Annotated in this window: 14 protein-coding genes; 10 read left to right on the forward strand and 4 right to left on the reverse strand. The window is 71.7% G+C overall.

Annotation, left to right across the window (positions count from 1 at the left end; translation table 11 throughout):
* Positions 1–4: 4 nt before the first annotated feature.
* The 3 genes from ADL01_RS09940 to ADL01_RS09950 all read right to left on the reverse strand — a co-directional run bounded on the left by ADL01_RS09940 (position 5) and on the right by ADL01_RS09950 (position 2,919).
* Positions 5–1,336, reverse strand: a complete 1,332-nt coding sequence (locus tag ADL01_RS09940; protein ID WP_053741570.1) for a coenzyme F420-0:L-glutamate ligase — start codon at positions 1,334–1,336, stop codon at positions 5–7.
* Between the two features lie 44 nt (positions 1,337–1,380).
* Positions 1,381–2,340 (reverse strand): 2-phospho-L-lactate transferase, encoded by a 960-nt coding sequence (cofD, locus tag ADL01_RS09945; RefSeq protein ID WP_053741560.1) that lies wholly within the window; start codon positions 2,338–2,340, stop codon positions 1,381–1,383.
* 84 nt (positions 2,341–2,424) lie between these two features.
* Complete coding sequence (locus tag ADL01_RS09950) at positions 2,425–2,919, reverse strand: cysteine dioxygenase (RefSeq protein ID WP_053741561.1); 495 nt, start codon at positions 2,917–2,919, stop codon at positions 2,425–2,427.
* A 677-nt stretch (positions 2,920–3,596) separates the two neighbouring features.
* Between ADL01_RS09950 and ADL01_RS09955 the strand changes: the two genes are divergently transcribed.
* The 3 genes from ADL01_RS09955 (at position 3,597) to ADL01_RS09965 (ending at position 9,189) form a co-directional block, all read left to right on the forward strand.
* A complete protein-coding gene (locus ADL01_RS09955) occupies positions 3,597–3,860 on the forward strand; it encodes a WhiB family transcriptional regulator (RefSeq protein WP_053741562.1) in 264 nt (87 codons plus the stop codon).
* A 170-nt stretch (positions 3,861–4,030) separates the two neighbouring features.
* Positions 4,031–7,696 (forward strand): glycosyltransferase, encoded by a 3,666-nt coding sequence (locus tag ADL01_RS09960; protein WP_078960421.1) that lies wholly within the window; start codon positions 4,031–4,033, stop codon positions 7,694–7,696.
* On the forward strand, positions 7,693–9,189 hold the full coding sequence (locus ADL01_RS09965; protein ID WP_053741563.1) for a DUF5719 family protein: 1,497 nt from the start codon (positions 7,693–7,695) through the stop codon (positions 9,187–9,189). Before ADL01_RS09960 ends, ADL01_RS09965 begins: the two co-directional genes overlap by 4 nt.
* 67 nt (positions 9,190–9,256) lie before the next feature.
* Here ADL01_RS09965 and ADL01_RS09970 read toward each other — a convergent pair whose 3' ends face one another.
* Positions 9,257–9,706 carry a metallopeptidase family protein gene (locus ADL01_RS09970; RefSeq protein ID WP_078960422.1) on the reverse strand — a complete coding sequence of 150 codons (450 nt, stop codon included), beginning with the start codon at positions 9,704–9,706 and terminating at the stop codon, positions 9,257–9,259.
* A gap of 314 nt (positions 9,707–10,020) precedes the next feature.
* Between ADL01_RS09970 and ADL01_RS09975 the strand changes: the two genes are divergently transcribed.
* From ADL01_RS09975 to ADL01_RS45965, 7 genes are all read left to right on the forward strand, one after another.
* Complete coding sequence (locus tag ADL01_RS09975; protein WP_053741565.1) at positions 10,021–10,440, forward strand: DUF3499 domain-containing protein; 420 nt, start codon at positions 10,021–10,023, stop codon at positions 10,438–10,440.
* A 118-nt stretch (positions 10,441–10,558) separates the two neighbouring features.
* Positions 10,559–11,926 carry a phosphomannomutase/phosphoglucomutase gene (locus tag ADL01_RS09980; protein WP_053741566.1) on the forward strand — a complete coding sequence of 456 codons (1,368 nt, stop codon included), beginning with the start codon at positions 10,559–10,561 and terminating at the stop codon, positions 11,924–11,926.
* A gap of 367 nt (positions 11,927–12,293) precedes the next feature.
* Positions 12,294–12,464 carry a Trm112 family protein gene (locus ADL01_RS41630; protein WP_078960424.1) on the forward strand — a complete coding sequence of 57 codons (171 nt, stop codon included), beginning with the start codon at positions 12,294–12,296 and terminating at the stop codon, positions 12,462–12,464.
* A 29-nt stretch (positions 12,465–12,493) separates the two neighbouring features.
* Positions 12,494–13,633, forward strand: a complete 1,140-nt coding sequence (locus ADL01_RS09985) for an SIS domain-containing protein (protein WP_053741567.1) — start codon at positions 12,494–12,496, stop codon at positions 13,631–13,633.
* 99 nt (positions 13,634–13,732) lie between these two features.
* Positions 13,733–14,884, forward strand: coding sequence for a mannose-6-phosphate isomerase, class I (gene manA / locus ADL01_RS09990; RefSeq protein WP_053741568.1), 1,152 nt, complete (start codon positions 13,733–13,735; stop codon positions 14,882–14,884).
* A 175-nt stretch (positions 14,885–15,059) separates the two neighbouring features.
* Positions 15,060–16,037 (forward strand): cation diffusion facilitator family transporter, encoded by a 978-nt coding sequence (locus ADL01_RS09995; RefSeq protein ID WP_053741569.1) that lies wholly within the window; start codon positions 15,060–15,062, stop codon positions 16,035–16,037.
* A 186-nt stretch (positions 16,038–16,223) separates the two neighbouring features.
* On the forward strand, positions 16,224–16,430 hold a 207-nt coding region (locus tag ADL01_RS45965), incomplete at its 3' end, for an adenosylhomocysteinase (protein WP_234354578.1).

The raw sequence follows: 16,430 nt of genomic DNA on the forward strand, positions 1-16,430 counted from the left end.
CCCCTCACCGCACCTCGATGAACCCCCCCGCATACCGGTCCACCCGAGCCGGCGGCACCTGAGCGGGATGCCCGACCGCGACCGCCCCCATCGGATCCCACCCCGCGGGCAGCCCCAGCACCTCCCGCACGACATCCCGGCAGAACATCGTCGACGACACCCACGCCGACCCCAGCCGCTCTCCGGCAAGGGCGACCAGGAAGTTCTGCACCCCGGCCCCGGCCGCGACCACGAACATCTCCCGCTCGGCCCCGTCCCGCCGCGCGTCCCCGTATGTGTGCGACCCGTCCATCACCAGACAGGGCACCACGAGATACGGCGCCGCCCGCAGCACATCCCCCCGCCGCACCCGTTTCTCGACGGACGCCTCGCTCTTCCCGTCCCGCCGCAGATCCGCGATCCAGGCGTCGCGCATCGCGTCGAGCAACTCGGTCCGCGACCGCTCCGACTCCAGCAGTACGAAGCGCCAGGGCGTCGTGTGATGCGGCGCGGGCGCGGTCACCGCCGCGGCGACCGCCCGCCGTACCGCACCGGGGTCGACGGGCTCGGCCGTGAAGGCCCGCACCGTCCGCCGCTGGGTCACCGCCTCCCGTACGGCCTCCGAGGTACCGAGCCGGAACATGTCGTCGCGGGCGTCGCGCACCATGGCCCGCGCCCCCGTCTCCTCGGCGCTGTCGTCTTTGACGACCACGTGCGCCAGCCCGCGCATGACGGCGACGGGCAGCCCCGAAGCCTTGCCCTTGACCAGGTCCCCGGCGGCGGCCAGCTCGTCGGCGGTCGCCACGACGGTGGCGGACAGCGGATTGCCGTACGCGTCCGTGCCCCCGCGCAGATCGTCGAGTACGCGCACGCCGGCGGCGCCGATCGCCACGTCCGTGAGCCCCGCGCGCCAGGGTCGCCCGAAGGTGTCGGTCACGAGGACGCCGACGTTGACGCCCAGCGCGTCTCTCAGCCCGTCCCGGACCGCCCGCGCGGACGCGTCGGGATCCTCGGGCAGCAACAGGACTGTTCCGGAAGGTGTGTTGGAGGCGTCGACGCCGGCGGCGGCCATCACCAGCCCTTGCCGGTTCTCCACGATCCGCAGTGCCCCGCGCCGGGCGACGACCCGCACGGTCTCGGCGTCGATGGCGGCCTCCCGGTCCGCCGCCTCGACGACGCGGCCCTCGGCCTTGGACACGATCTTCGAGGTGACGAGCAGCACGTCCCCGTCGAGCAGCCCGGGCTCGGCGGCGGCGATGAGCTTCGCGAGATCGTCCCCGGCCCGAACCTCAGGCAGTCCACCCACCGCCCAGACTCGATACCCGCCACCACCACCGATTCCGTCAACGTCACCGATACCGCCACCGCCTTCGATGGCACCCTCACTGGAAAGCTCGCCGCTCAAGCGCCCCGCACCTCCTCGGCCAGCGCGAGCGCCTCGCGCGCCATCTGTGCCGACGCCTCGACGTCCGTCATCATCAGCGGCACCGCACGGCAGCGGATGCCCGCCGTCTCCACCCGCTCCACCGTGCCCGCGTCGACCGTGTCGACGAGCCAGCCGTCCAGCAGCCCCGAGCCGTAGTGCTCGGCGACCGCCGCTGCCGTGGCCTCCACACCGACCGCCGCGAGCACCTTGTCGGCCATCCCGCGCACGGGCGCATCCCCGACGATGGGGGAGAGGCCCACCACGGGGACCCCCGCCTCCGCGATCGCCTCGCGGATCCCGGGCACAGCCAGGATGGTGCCGATGGACACGACCGGGTTGGACGGGGGGAAGAGGATCACGTCGGCGTCGGCGATCGCCTCGAGGACTCCCGGCGCGGGCTTGGCCTGGTCCGCGCCGACCGGGACGATGGCCTCGGCCGGGACGGAGGCCCGCAGCCGCACCCAGTACTCCTGGAAGTGGACGGCCTTGCGCTCACCGTCCACCTCGACGGCGACATGGGTCTCCACGCGGTCGTCGGACATCGGGATGAGCCGCACCCCGGGCTTCCACCGGTCGCACAGCGCCTCAGTGACGGCGCTCAGCGGGAATCCCGCACCGAGCATCTGCGTCCGCACGATGTGCGTGGCGAAGTCCCGGTCGCCGAGACCGAACCACTCCGGCCCGACGCCGTACGCCGCGAGCTCCTCCTTCAGATGGAAGGTCTCGTCGGTCCGCCCCCAGCCCTGCTCCTCGTTGATGCCGCCGCCGAGGGTGTACATCACCGTGTCGAGATCGGGGCAGACCTTCAGCCCGAACAGGTGAATGTCGTCCCCGGTGTTGCCGATGACGGTGATGTCCGCGTCCGGCACGGCCCGCTGAAGACCGCGCAGGAACCGGGCACCACCGATGCCGCCTGCCAGAACCACAATGCGCATGCGGACAAGTCTTGCAGGCGGGTATGACAACGCGTCGACCGGTCGACGAGCCCTCGGCGGGGACCGGCGCCCAGGCCCCTGCCCTCAGCCGGTGACGACCGCCGACGGCGCGCAGCGCGCCGCGTGCATCGGCATCTCGGTGAGGCCCGGGTAGTAGATGTGCAGGCTCACGGCCGGTTCGAGGGTCTCGTTGACCACCTCGTGGACGTACCCGGGAGCGAACACCCGTTGGGTTCCGGGCGGCAACGCGCGCGTGCCGCGCTCCGTCCGCTCGGTCAGCCGCCCATCGAGGACGGTCAGGACGCCCGACGAACCGCCGTGGTCGTGCAGCCCGCTGCCCTGTCCGGGGACCCAGGACAGCAGCCAGACCTCGTAGCCGGGCCCGGTGCGCAGCCGGTGGTACCAGCGGGTTGTCGCGTCGTACTCGACGAGGTGCGCCCACTGGGAGCGGTCCGCGGCGATGGTGCGGGCCAGGCCGACGAAGTCGGCGACGGTGGCGGGGTGCTCGCGCGGAGCCTGGAGGAGGTGCGGTACTTCGAGGATGTCGCCGGCGATCTGGAGGTCGCTGTCGCTGTTCATGGGTGCGGAGGTCCTCGGCAGGAGTGTGGGGGGCTGGCTGGGTGTCGCGTACCGCCCGCCCGGGTCACGGAGGGGAAAGGCATCGCCCTGATGTGGGCTTCGGGGAATCAGCAGCCGAGTCGCGGTGGACTCAAAGGCAGCCGGAGCGCGTTGGGCTCAACAGCTGGAACAGCAACAACAGCTACAGCGAGCACGGGCAGCACCGAGGGACCGCGCGGGGCGGGTCGAGGTGAGTGCCAAGTTCGCGAGCATGCCCCCAAGGACACCGGTTCACACCCGCACTGTCAACTCGACATCCGCCATGTGGGACATCTTTCACCTCATCCGGTGCGTCTCTCAGGTGAATGGTTTGTTCCCGCGTCTTCCGGGAGACATGGCGCACAACCAGACTCACGGACTCACGGACTTCGGAACGAGACCGAACTTCTGGTCGTCCTCCCTCGTACAGGCTCTGTGTGGGGGTAGTCGCTCCCCGGGGCCTCCTCTGGCTGTCAAGGTATATGCCGATTTGAACACTTTCCGCATGGCCTTGGTTCCGCAGAGTGAATAAGGAGCCCAATAGCAGATCTCGGCTTGACTCGCCCGGATCAGCACACTTGTAATTTCACTCGTGTCGTTCGGCCGATATCGGTCAACGGCAACCTCACGGGGACGTGAAAGACAGACGAGGGGCGCACATGACCGAGACGGTGCAGCAACTGCTGGTCGACGACGCGGACGAGGAACCCGGCTGGCAGGAGCGCGCGCTGTGCGCCCAGACAGACCCCGAGTCCTTCTTTCCCGAGAAGGGCGGCTCGACCCGCGAGGCCAAGAAGGTCTGCCTCGCATGCGAGGTCCGCTCCGAGTGCCTCGAGTACGCCCTCGCGAACGACGAGCGCTTCGGTATCTGGGGCGGCCTGTCCGAGCGTGAACGCCGTCGGCTGAAGAAGGCGGCCGTCTGAGGCGTACGGCAACGCGGCACAACGAACGGCCCGTCGCGGGTGGGGTTGTCCACAGGCGGCGGGCCGCCGTGCTGCCCAGCCGCTAGTGTGGCTGCTCGTCCGAGACGCCCCGCCGCTCACACAGGGCACAGGCGTCCACCACAGTCCACCGAACCGGGGCCCGTACCTCGATGTCCGCGCACAGCCACACGGCAGCCGACTACGGCACTGCCACCACGCCCGAGTTCCCGCGTCACGTGGTGACCGCGGTCCTCGTCACCCACGACGGCGCCCGCTGGCTGCCCGACGCGCTCGCCGGGGTGCTCGGCCAGGAGCGCCCGGTGCAGAACGTCATGGCCGCCGACACCGGCAGCGCGGACGAATCCGCCCAGCTGGTCACCGACGCCCTCGGCGCCGACCGCGTCCTGCACCTCGCCCGCCGCACCGGCTTCGGCCAGGCCGTCGAGGAGGCCAACCGCACCGCGCCGGTCCTCACCCCGGAGGAGCTGACGTACCTCAAGCGCCCCAGCGGCTGGGACCCCGTCACCCGCAGCTGGCGCGACGACGCGTACGACATGCCGGAGCTCCCCCACGGGGAGCCGGTGCAGTGGCTCTGGCTGCTGCACGACGACTGCGCCCCCGACCCGGACGCGCTGGCCCAGCTGCTGCGGGTCGTGGAGCACGAGCACGAGTTGGGCCGCGGCGACGACATCGCGGTCGTCGGCCCCAAACTGCGCGGCTGGTACGACCGCAGGCAGCTCCTCGAGGTCGGCGTGACCATCGCCAACTCCGGCCGCCGCTGGACCGGCCTGGACCGCCGTGAGCAGGACCAGGGCCAGCACGACCACGTCCGCCCGGTGCTGTCCGTGTCCACCGCGGGCATGCTCGTACGGCGCGACATCTTCGAGGAACTCGGCGGCTTCGACAGCAGGCTGCCCCTGATGCGTGACGACGTCGACCTGTGCTGGCGCGCCACCGCAGCCGGCCACCGGGTCCTCGTCGCGCCAGAGGCGGTCGTACGGCATGCCGAGGCGTCCTCCCGCGAGCGTCGCACCGTCGACTGCGTGGGCCGTACCTCCGCGTCCCCGCACAAGGTCGACAAGGCCGGTGCCGTCTACACCCTGCTCGTCAACAGCCGTACGGCACAGCTGCCCTGGGTGCTGCTGCGCGTGATCCTCGGCACACTCGTGCGCACGGTGGCGTATCTCGTCGGCAAGGCCCCCGGACAGGCCGTCGACGAGATCCGCGGCCTCCTGGGCACCCTCCTGCGCCCAGAGCGGATCATCGCCGGGCGCCGCAGGCGAGGTGCTCCCCAGATCGACAAGGGCGAACTGAGGGCACTGTTCCCGCCACCCGGCGCGACCGTGCGGGCCACCATCGAACAGGTCGCCGGCGACCTCGGCGGCCGCTCCGACCCCGAGGCCACCTCCGGCGCGGGCCGGCACGGCAACGCCGTGGAGTCGGGGCCCGGCGGTGACGACGCCGACTTCCTGGAGGTCGAGCAGTTCGTCCGCCTCAAGCGCATCGCCCGCAAACCCGGCCCGGTGCTCTTCCTCGTCCTCCTGCTCGTCTCGCTCGTCGCCTGCCGTGAGCTGCTCGGCGGCGGTGCCCTCGCGGGAGGCGCGCTGCTGCCCGCCCCCGCCGACTCCGCCGAACTCTGGGCGCGTTATCTGGACGCCTGGCATCCGGTGGGCGTGGGCGACACCTCATCGGCGCCGCCCTACCTCGCGCTCGTCGCGATGCTCGCCTCCACCCTGTTCGGCTCGACCGGCCTCGCGGTCACCGTCCTGCTGATCGCCTCGGTGCCGCTGGCCGGCTTCACCGCGTACTTCGCCTCCCGCCCGCTCGTCGAATCACGGCTCCTGCGCGCGTGGGCGGCCGTCGTCTACGCCTTCCTGCCCGCGGCCACCGGCGCTCTCGCCGGCGGCCGGATCGGCACCGCCGTACTCGCCGTCCTCCTCCCGCTGATGGCCCGCGCGGGCATCGCGGCAAGCGGTCTCGCGCACGCGTCGGGAGCACGCGGCAGCTGGCGCGCCACCTGGGCCTTCACGCTGCTGCTGACGATCACCACCGCCTTCACGCCCATCGTGTGGCCCATCGCACTGCTGCTCGGCCTCGCGCTCCTCGTCGTACGACGAGGCGAGATCACCGCATACGGGCTGCGCTTCCTGGCCCAGTTCTGCGTGCCGGTCCTGGTCCTCGCGCCCTGGTCGCTCGCCCTGTTCCCGTTCGGCTTCTTCCAGGAAGCCGGTCTGGAGTACGGCTCCGGCGCCGCCGCCCCCCTCGACCTCCTCAGCGCCAGCCCGGGCGGCCCCGGCACGGTCAGCGGGCTGATGCTCATCGGCGTCGTCCTTGCGGCACTGGCCGCCCTGCTGCGCACGGAACGCCAGTTCGGCATCTGGACCGCCTGGACGGTCGCCCTGGTGGCGCTCGTCTTCGCGGTCCTCTCGAACAGCTCGGCGTGGGCCGGACCCGCCACCCTCGTCTACGGACTCGCCCTGCTGGCCGCCGCCGCGCTCGGCGCCGACGGCGCACGCTCGCGCGTGGCCGAGCAGAGCTTCGGCTGGCGCCAGCCGGTCGCCGCACTGATCGCGTTCGCCGCCGCCGCCGGCCCGCTGCTCCTCGCCGCCGGCTGGATGATCCGCGGCGCCGACGGCCCGCTGGAGCGGCGCGACCCCGTCCAGGTGCCCGCGTTCGTCGCCGAGGAGAGCGGTACCCGCGACCAGGCCCGCACCCTGGTCCTGGCCGGCGACTCCACCGCCCGCGTCGGCTACACCCTCGTCCGCGGCTCCGGCGCCCGCCTCGGCGACGGCGAACTCGCCGCGCAGAGCGGCGAGAACGCGGTCCTCGACAAGGTCGTCGCCAACCTCGTCGCGGGCTCCGGCGCCGACCAGGCCGACGAACTCGGCGACTTCGCCGTGCGCTACGTCCTCGTCCACCGGGGCGCGCCCCGCCAGGTCAGCCGCGTCCTGGACGCCACGCCGGGCCTGAGCAGGCTCAGCCAGCAGGACGGCGGCGCGCTGTGGCGGGTCGACCGGCAGGTCTCGCGCGTCGCCGTCGTCCCGGCGTCCGGCTCCGGCGACCCGCTGCCCGTCGCCGCGGGACCCGTCGACATCCACACCACGATCCCGGCCGGCTCCGGCAGCCGTGTCCTGCGCCTCGCCGACGCCGTCGACGAGTCCTGGACGGCCACGCTGGACGGCGAACCCCTCACCCCCACCACTCTCGACGGCTGGGCCCAGGGCTTCGAACTTCCCTCCTCCGGAGGGAAGCTGGACGTCACCTTCGACACTCCGATCGGCCACACCGCCTGGCTGTGGACGCAGGGCGCGCTCGCCGTCGTCCTCGTCGTGATGGCCCTGCCGGGCCGCCGCCGGGATGTCGACGACGACCTCCCCGAGGAAGAGCGCGCGATCCCCGCCCAGGCCACCGACGGCGACGGCCGCCGCGCCCGCCGACTGCGCGCCCAGGCGGAGGCCGACCAGACCGAACAGGCCGACGAACAGGCCGAGTTCCCGACGGACACCCCTTCTCCGGCGGACGTCCCTGCCGCGGTCCCGCAGCAGCAGACGTACGGCGACGAATGGAACAACGCGGCCTACGCGGGCACCCAGTACGACGGCTACGGCGCCGACCAGCACCACAACGCCCAGCAGTACCCGCCGGGCACCTACGACCCGGCGTACCAGGGAGACCAGTACCAGAGCGGCCAGTACGACCCGTACGCGTACGGCGGTTCGCCGCAGACCACGGCGTACGACCAGACGTTCACCCAGGGTTACGACCCCGCGTACGACCCGGCGCAGCCGCACCAGCCCCACCCGCAGGGTGAGCACCCCGACGGGAGCCAGCAGTGAACCGCAGCACCATCTCCCTGATCGCCGGCACGGCCGCGCTCGCCGCCGTCACCGGGTTCGCCTCGCTGCACACACCGGAGGCGGCGGACGCGGGCACGGCCAAGGCGGCCGCCCAGCTGCCCGTGGAGCGCACGAGCCTGCTCTGCCCCGCTCCCAGTGCCTCCGACCTCGCGGAGACGACGTACACGTCCTTCACGCCCGTCACGAAGGGCACCGGGAGTGACGGCAGGGCCGAACTGGCCGCCGCCACCGCGAAGTCGGCCGCCGGAGCCAAGGGCAACGGCAAGGGCAAGAAGGCGGCCAAGCCCGTCCTCACCCCCAAGGAGCCCGGCAAGCCGGTCGACGGGGACACCTCGGGCGCCGACGCTCCCGCGCTCGTCGGCACCGCCGAGGGGAAGTTCGCGCCGGGCTGGACCGTGCAGGAGACCACCGAGGTCGCCGCGGGCATCGGACGTGGCCTGCTGGGCGTCAACTGTGCCGTCCCGGACACCGACTTCTGGTTCCCGGGCGCCAGCACCGCGGCCGGCCGCACGGACTACGTCCACCTGACCAACCCCGACGACTCCGCCGCGGTCGTCGACATCGAGCTGTACGGCAAGGACGGCAGCCTCAAGTCCGAGGTGGGCGAGGGCATCGCGGTCCCGCCGCACGGCAGCGAGCCGATCCTGCTGTCCACGCTCACGGGCGGACCGCAGGCCGACCTCACCGTGCACGTGAACGTGCGCAGCGGCCGGGTCGGCGCGGCCGTGCAGGCGCTGGACGCCAAGTCCGGCGGCGACTGGCTGACCGCGTCCACCGAACCGGCGGGCAGCCTGGTCCTGCCGGGCATCCCCAAGGACGCCACCGCCGTACGTCTGATCGCCTTCACGCCCAGCGACAGCGACGCCGACCTGAAGGTGCGCCTCGCCTCCCCGACCGGTCTGATCACCCCGGCCGGCAACGAGACGCTGCACATCAAGGCGGGCATGACGGCCGCCGTCGACCTCGGTGACCTCACGCGCGGCGAGGCCGGCTCCCTGGTGCTCACCCCGACCGACACCGCGGTGCCGTTCGTCGCCGCCCTCGAGGTCGTACGCGGCAAGGGCGCCAAGCAGGAGACCGCGTTCATCCCGGCCACGGCCCCGGTCACCGCGCGCGCGACGGTCGCCGGCAACACCGCCAGGGGCACCATCCTCTCCCTGACGGCCCCGGACGGCGCCGCCCAGGTCAAGGTCACCGCGTCCGCGGGCAGCGAGGGCGGTACGGCGGCCACGAAGACGTACACGATCAAGAGCGGCACCACCCAGGACGTCGAACTCCCCGTCCCGGCAGGCCTGAAGGGCACGTACGCGCTGACGGTCGAGCGGGTCTCCGGGGGAGCCGTCTACGCCTCCCGGACCCTCCTGGCACCGGCGGACGGCATCCCGGCGTTCACCGTCCAGACGCTGCCGGACGACCGGGGGACGGTGGCGGTGCCGGACGCGGAGCAGGACCTGTCGGTCCTGCAGAAGTGACCGACGTACACAACCGACTACAGAACCGACGTGCAGAGGTGATCGCCCCGGGAGGAGATCCGGGGCGTCATTCCTCGCCGTAGCGCGGATCCACGGTCTCCGGGGTGAGCCCCAGCAGCTCGGCGACCTGCTCGACCACGACCTCGTGGACCAGGGCCGCGCGTTCGTCGCGGCCCTTGGTCCGGATCTCGACCGGGCGGCGATAGACGACCACGCGAGCGGGGTGACCCTCGTGGGCGGGAATCGTGCCCCCCAGGGGGACTGTTTCGTCGGCCCAGGACTCGGGCGGGCCTTCGAGGCGCGGCACTTCGAGGACGAGGAAGTCGATGTCCGAGAGCTGTGGCCATCGCCGCTCCAGCCGTTCCACGGAGTCCTGCACCAGATCCGCGAACGCCTCGGCGCGGCTCGCGGAGAGCGGAACCTGCGGGGGTGCCACGGGGCCACGCATGCCACGGCCGTGGCGATCACGGCGGCGGGGCCCGGGGCCTGCGGCGCGGGGCGGTACGGGGTTGTCCATCACTGGCGAAGCGTAGTCCCCGTGACCCCCGCGCGGGTGCCGGGCACGCTGCGTCCGCGGGCGCCGACCAGGGCCGGACGGCCTGTCGGCGACATGTCGCAGGATGACCATTCCAGCCAAGGTTGGGCTCGATTTCATATGCATCCCGGATCGTCGATGACCGTCGATCTCACGGCATTTGATGTGGTTTATGCCAAGTGGCGACTGGAGTGGGGGCGTTCGGTATCCCGGACCCCGGGGTCGCCGCAGGTCAGCGAGGTGTCCCAGAAGCCCCGTGTGGGCGGTTTCACACCACGACACGGGAGAGTGGCCTGGTGGGGAGTCGTCGCGGCCCGCTCAAGAGTGCGGTACCGTCCAACGTCGTGAGCCCTGTACGTCGCTGTTCGCGCACCGCTTGCGGCCGTCCCGCCGTCGCGACGCTGACGTACGTCTACGCCGACTCGACCGCGGTCCTCGGCCCCCTCGCCACCTACGCCGAACCCCACTGCTACGACCTGTGCGCCGAGCACTCCGAGCGCCTCACCGCGCCGCGTGGCTGGGAGGTCGTCCGGCTTCTGGACAGCTCCGCTCCCGCACGGCCCAGCGGAGACGACCTGGAAGCGCTTGCCAACGCGGTCCGCGAAGCGGCCCGTCCACCGGAGCGGACCGCCGAAACCGGCGGAGCTCGCTTGGCGGACCCGCGCGAGGTCGCGCGACGCGGGCACCTGCGGGTGCTGCGGTCCCCGGACAACTGAGAAACCGCTTTCCGCGTCGCCAGGTAACGAGGACAAGAACAACGTCCAGGGCGCACGGGAGCTGTCGGTCCGGACGGGTACTTTGGGGCGACCGATAGGACTTTCCGGAGGGACGGCCGTGTCTGCAGATCTGTCGCAGCTCGTGAAGGCGTACGACGTACGTGGTGTGGTTCCGGACCAGTGGGACGAGCCGCTGGCGGAACTGTTCGGCGCCGCTTTCATCCAGGTGACCGGGGCGGACGCGATCGTGATCGGCCACGACATGCGGCCCTCCTCCCCGGGCCTGTCACGCGCCTTCGCGCGCGGGGCGGCGGCATACGGCGTCGACGTGACCGAGATCGGCCTGTGCTCCACGGACCAGCTCTACTACGCGTCGGGCGCGTTCGACCTGCCCGGCGCCATGTTCACCGCCTCGCACAACCCGGCCCAGTACAACGGCATCAAGATGTGCCGGGCGGGCGCCGCACCGGTCGGTCAGGACACGGGCCTGACCGAGATCCGCGAACTGGTCGAGTCCTGGCTGGACTCGGGCACACCGGAGCCGCAGGCCGTGACCCCGGGAACGATCACGCGGCGGGACACGTTGGAGGACTACGCGGCACACCTCCGCTCGCTCGTCGACCTGACCTCCATCCGCCCCCTGAAGGTTGTCGTCGACGCGGGCAACGGCATGGGCGGCCACACCGTGCCCACGGTCCTGGCCGGTCTGCCCCTCACCGTCGTCCCCATGTACTTCGAGCTGGACGGCACGTTCCCGAACCACGAGGCCAACCCGCTCGATCCGGCCAACATCGTGGACCTCCAGAAGCGGGTCCGCGAGGAGAACGCCGACCTCGGCATCGCCTTCGACGGTGACGCGGACCGCTGCTTCGTGGTCGACGAACAGGGCGACCCGGTCTCGCCGTCGGTGATCACGGCTCTGGTGGCCTCCCGCGAATTGGCCCGCAACGGCGGCTCCGGGACGGTCATCCACAACCTGATCACGTCCTGGTCGGTCCCGGAGGTCGTCCGTGAACAGGGCGGCACACCCGTACGCACACGCGTGGGCCACTCCTTCATCAAGGCGGAGATGGCGCGCACGGGTGCGATCTTCGGCGGCGAACACTCCGCGCACTACTACTTCAAGGACTTCTGGAACGCGGACACCGGCATGCTGGCCGCCCTGCACGTCCTCGCCGCGCTCGGCGGCCAGAACGGCACCCTGTCGGCTCTCGTCGCCCAGTACGACCGGTACGTGGGCTCCGGCGAGATCAACTCCACGGTGGACGACCAGACAGGCCGCCTGACCGCGATCAGGACGGCCTACGAGGCGCGCAACGGCATCGAACTAGACGACCTGGACGGCCTGACGGTCAAGTCGACGGACTGGTGGTTCAACGTCCGCCCCTCCAACACGGAGCCCCTGCTACGCCTGAACGCGGAGGCAAGGGACGAGAAGACGATGCGCAAGGTACGGGACGAAGTCCTGAACATCATCCGAGACTGACCCCCTTTCCGGGCCTTCTTTCCCGCCCACCGCCCCCGCTGTTTCTACTGCCCAGGCCCAGGCACCTCCAGCCCGTCGGGCGTTTGAGGACGAGGCTCGTTCAGCCCAGGTCGTGTGGGCCGCCCACCCACGCGTGCGCCGCATCTATCAAGCCCAGGCCCCAGCCTCTCAGCCCGTCCGGCGTTTGAGGACAAGGCCCGTTCAGGGCCGGCAGGGGGGGCTGGGGGCGCAGCCCCCGGGATGGGACCGGTAAGGGCGGCGGGGGCGAAACAACCCGGCGTTCACCCACCCCACCACGCCCGCCACCCCGCCCCCCACGGCGGTACCCTGACCAGGCCACATCAGCCCACCCCCGAAGGGACACCTCATGCCGCTCGAAGCCGGCCTCCTGGAGATCCTCGCCTGCCCGGCCTGCCACGCTCCCCTCAAGGAGCAGGAAACCGAGCTGATCTGCACAGGCCAGGACTGCGGCCTGGCGTACCCCGTCCGGGACGGAATCCCCGTACTGCTCGTCGACGAGGCCCGCCACCCCGCGTAGTCCCGCCCAGGCGATCGGAGGTGCCACCCATGCTCGACGAGTCGCTGCTCGACGCCCCCGAGGCGTTGGCGGACGCAGACCACCGCAACCTCCTCCGCGGCGCGGCTGAAGCAGGCGCCCGCGTCCGCACAGCCGCCCGGCACGCGGCCGAGGCAGGCATCAACGACCTGAAACCGGACGGCCGCCCCCGCGCTGTCCTGATCGCGGGCCCCGGCGCCGCCGCGACCTGCGTCGCCGACCTCCTCGGTACCCTCGCCGGCGCGACCACCCCCGTCACCCGCCTGGCCCCCACCGGCGTCGCCCCCGCGGCAGGCGCCCTGCGCTGGGAGCTGCCGGGCTGGGCCGGCTCCGTGGACCTGCTCCTGATCGCCACCCCCGACGGCACCGAACCGGGCCTGTCCCTGCTCGCCGAGCAGGCCTACCGCCGCGGCTGCACGGTCGTCGCCGTCGCGCCCGCGGCCACCCCGCTCACCGAGACGGTGCAGGGCGCGGCCCACGGCCTGTTCGTACCGATGGCGACAGCCCCGTACGAACAGGAGGAGACGGACCTGCCGCTCGCCGCGTCCGCCCCCGGCGTCCTGTGGGCACTGCTCACCCCGCTGCTCGCCCTCCTGCACCGCACCGGCCTGCTCACAGCCCCGCCGGACGCGCTGGAGAAGGTCGCCGACCGTCTCGACCGCATCGCCGAACGATGCGGCCCGGCCATCGCGACGTACAGCAATCCGGCCAAGACCCTCGCCGTGGAACTCGTGGACACCCTCCCGGTGATCTGGACGGAGGGCACGTCGGCCGGACCGGCGGGCCGCCGATTCGCCGCCGCCCTCGCCGAACTCGCCGGCCGCCCCGCGCTGGCCGCCGAACTCCCCGAGGCACTGGCCGCGCACGGCGCCCTCCTCGCGAGCCGGCTCGCCGCGGGAGCCGACCCCGACGACTTCTTCCGCGACCGGGTCAACGAGGCTCCCGCCCTGCACGCACGCGTGGTCCTGCTCCGCGACCGTCCGACGGGCGGCCTCAGCGCCGCCCCCGCCGCCCGCGAACTCGCCCTCGGTCACGACACGGCGGTCAGCGAGCTCGAACCGGAGGACGGCGCCGAACTGGAGTCCCTGGCGGAACTGATCGCCACCACGGACTTCGCAGCGGTCTACCTGGCGCTCACAGCCGGGTCTTGACGAAGAACCGCCGAGACAGAACCCGGACCCCGAACACCGAACCCCTTCCCCCCGACCGCCTGCCCCCTGATCCCTCAATCTGCACGCAGAAAGACCGGTATGGACCGCCTCGACAACACCATCCGCCCCTACGCCTGGGGATCCGCCACCGCCATCCCGGCGCTCCTTGGTACCGAGCCGACCGGTGAACCGCAGGCGGAGATGTGGATGGGCGCCCACCCGGGCGCCCCCTCGCGCACCGGACGCGGCACGCTCGTCGAGGTCATCGACGCGGACCCGCAGGGTGAACTCGGCGCGGCGGCCGTCGCCAAATTCGGCCCCCGCCTGCCCTTCCTCCTCAAGATCCTCGCGGCCGGCGGCCCCCTCTCCCTCCAGGTGCACCCCAACCTCGCCCAGGCGAAGGAGGGTTACGACGACGAGGAGAACCGCGGGATCCCGGTGGACGCCGGACACCGCAACTACAAGGACGCCAACCACAAGCCCGAACTGATCTGCGCCCTCACCGAGTTCGACGGTCTGTGCGGTTTCCGCGAGCCTTCGAAGGCCGCCGATCTCCTCGCGGGCCTGGACGTCGACTCCCTCAAGCCGTACGTCGACCTGCTGCGCGCCCACCCCGAGGAGGCGGCGCTGCGCGAGGTCCTGACGGCCGTACTCAGCGCGGACCGCGAGGACATGGCCCGCACGGTCACCGAGGCCGCGACCGCCTGCGCCCGCCTCGGCGGCGACTACGCCCCCTATGCGGACATCGCCCACCACTATCCCGGCGACCCGGGCGTCATCGCCGCGATGCTCCTGAACCACGTCCGACTCCAGCCCGGTGAGGCCCTGTTCCTCGGCGCGGGGATCCCGCACGCCTACCTCAACGGCCTCGGCGTCGAGATCATGGCCAACTCCGACAACGTCCTGCGCTGCGGCCTGACCCCCAAGCACGTCGACGTCCCCGAACTCCTACGCGTCGTCCGCTTCGAGGCGAGCGACCCCGGCGTACTGCGCCCGGAGGCCGCCGCCGACGGCGAGGAGGTCTACGACACCCCCATCGACGAGTTCCGCCTGTCCCGGTACGTCCTCGCGCAGACCGCGCCCGCCCGCGACCTCACCCTCCCTACCCCGCAGATCCTGCTCTGCACGGCAGGCTCGGTCCGCGCCGGAGACATCGAACTCGCCCCCGGCCAGTCGGTCTTCGTACCGGCGAACGAAAAGGCCGAAGTCTCCGGCCCCGGCACGGTCTTCCGGGCGACGGTCGTCGTCTGACATCGCCCGCAGACACGATGGCCCGGAGACTGTCCGGGCCCATCCCGGGCACTGGTTGCCGGGGGCCGTGTGGCAGCCTGGCGGGTCGTTGTCGGAGGTGGCTGCGACAATGACCCACCGGCAAAGGGCGGGCAAAGCCCGGGACAGCGAACGTACGAAGGGACAACGCGAACACATGAGCGCGTCAGGCGGCACCAAGGCGATCGTGGCGGCACTCGGGGCCAACCTCGCGATCGCGGCAGCGAAGTTCGTGGCGTTCCTCTTCAGCGGTTCGTCGTCGATGCTCGCGGAGTCCGTGCACTCGCTCGCCGACTCCGGAAACCAGGGCCTGCTCCTCCTCGGCGGCAAGAAGGCCCAGCGCGAGGCCACCCCGCAACACCCCTTCGGCTACGGCCGCGAGCGGTACATCTACGCCTTCCTCGTCTCCATCGTGCTCTTCTCGGTCGGCGGCATGTTCGCGATCTACGAGGGCTACGAGAAGATCAAGCACCCGCACGAGATCGAGCACTGGTACTGGCCGGTGGGCGTCCTCGTCTTCGCGATCATCGCCGAGGGCTTCTCCTTCCGTACGGCCATCAAGGAGTCCAACCCCCTGCGCGGCAACGAGTCCTGGAAGGACTTCGTCCGCCACGCCAAGGCCCCCGAACTGCCCGTCGTCCTGCTGGAGGACCTCGGCGCGCTCGTCGGCCTGATCCTGGCGCTCGGCGGCGTCGGCCTCGCCCTGGCCACCGGCGACGGCGTCTGGGACGGCATCGGCACCCTCTGTATCGGCATTCTGCTGATTCTGATCGCCCTGGTACTGGCCGTCGAGACCAAGTCCCTGCTGCTGGGCGAAGCCGCCGGCGCCGAAGAGGTCGTGAAGATCGAGAAGGCGATCGTCGACGGCAACACCGTCACCGGCATCATCCACATGCGCACGCTCCACCTCGGCCCCGAGGAACTCCTGGTCGCCGCCAAGATCGCCGTCCAGCACGACGACACCGCCGCCGAGGTGGCCACCGCCATCAACGCCGCCGAGTCCCGTATCCGCGCCGCCGTCCCGATCGCCCGCGTCATCTACCTCGAACCGGACATCTACAGCGAGAAGGACGCGGCCAAGGGCCCCGACCGCGAGGCAACCCCGGGCGGCCCGGCCCAGCCCGCCGTCCACTGAGTTCACCTCCGCTCGGCCTCGAAGTGTCCTGATGTGTTCGCAGGCGGACTGGGGACGGTCGGGCCGACAGGTGTAGCTTGGGACGGAGCCAGACGTCGCTGCTGATGGCGGTCGGGCGGTCCCACCGCGGACCGGCCGAGGGAGAGAGGGCCTCCGACGGACTGCGCTGCGCGTACCGGGGCACGCCTGTGCCCTCTTCGGGCACCCCTGTGTCCGCCGCCGCGCAGACCAGCCGTACCCACCTCTCATCCCAACACTGAGGAGCAGCCCCTAATGACGACTGTCGACAACCGACAGGACTTCAAGGTCGCCGATCTCTCGCTGGCCGCGTTCGGCCGCAAGGAGATCACGCTTGCCGAGCACGAGATGCCCGGTCTGATGTCGATCCGCCGC

Source organism: Streptomyces sp. NRRL WC-3618, assembly GCF_001280005.1.
Taxonomy (GTDB): Bacteria; Actinomycetota; Actinomycetes; order Streptomycetales; family Streptomycetaceae; genus Streptomyces.

Excerpts from the sequence above, each read along its gene's own strand:
- cofD (WP_053741560.1), bottom strand. The coding sequence starts at position 2,340 with ATGCGCATTGTGGTTCTGGCAGGCGGCATCGGTGGTGCCCGGTTCCTG.
- ADL01_RS09950 (WP_053741561.1), bottom strand. The coding sequence starts at position 2,919 with ATGAACAGCGACAGCGACCTCCAGATCGCCGGCGACATCCTCGAAGTA.
- ADL01_RS09955 (WP_053741562.1), top strand. The coding sequence starts at position 3,597 with ATGACCGAGACGGTGCAGCAACTGCTGGTCGACGACGCGGACGAGGAA.
- ADL01_RS09960 (WP_078960421.1), top strand. The coding sequence starts at position 4,031 with ATGTCCGCGCACAGCCACACGGCAGCCGACTACGGCACTGCCACCACG.
- ADL01_RS09970 (WP_078960422.1), bottom strand. The coding sequence starts at position 9,706 with ATGGACAACCCCGTACCGCCCCGCGCCGCAGGCCCCGGGCCCCGCCGC.
- ADL01_RS41630 (WP_078960424.1), top strand. The coding sequence starts at position 12,294 with ATGCCGCTCGAAGCCGGCCTCCTGGAGATCCTCGCCTGCCCGGCCTGC.
- ADL01_RS09985 (WP_053741567.1), top strand. The coding sequence starts at position 12,494 with ATGCTCGACGAGTCGCTGCTCGACGCCCCCGAGGCGTTGGCGGACGCA.
- manA (WP_053741568.1), top strand. The coding sequence starts at position 13,733 with ATGGACCGCCTCGACAACACCATCCGCCCCTACGCCTGGGGATCCGCC.
- ADL01_RS09995 (WP_053741569.1), top strand. The coding sequence starts at position 15,060 with ATGAGCGCGTCAGGCGGCACCAAGGCGATCGTGGCGGCACTCGGGGCC.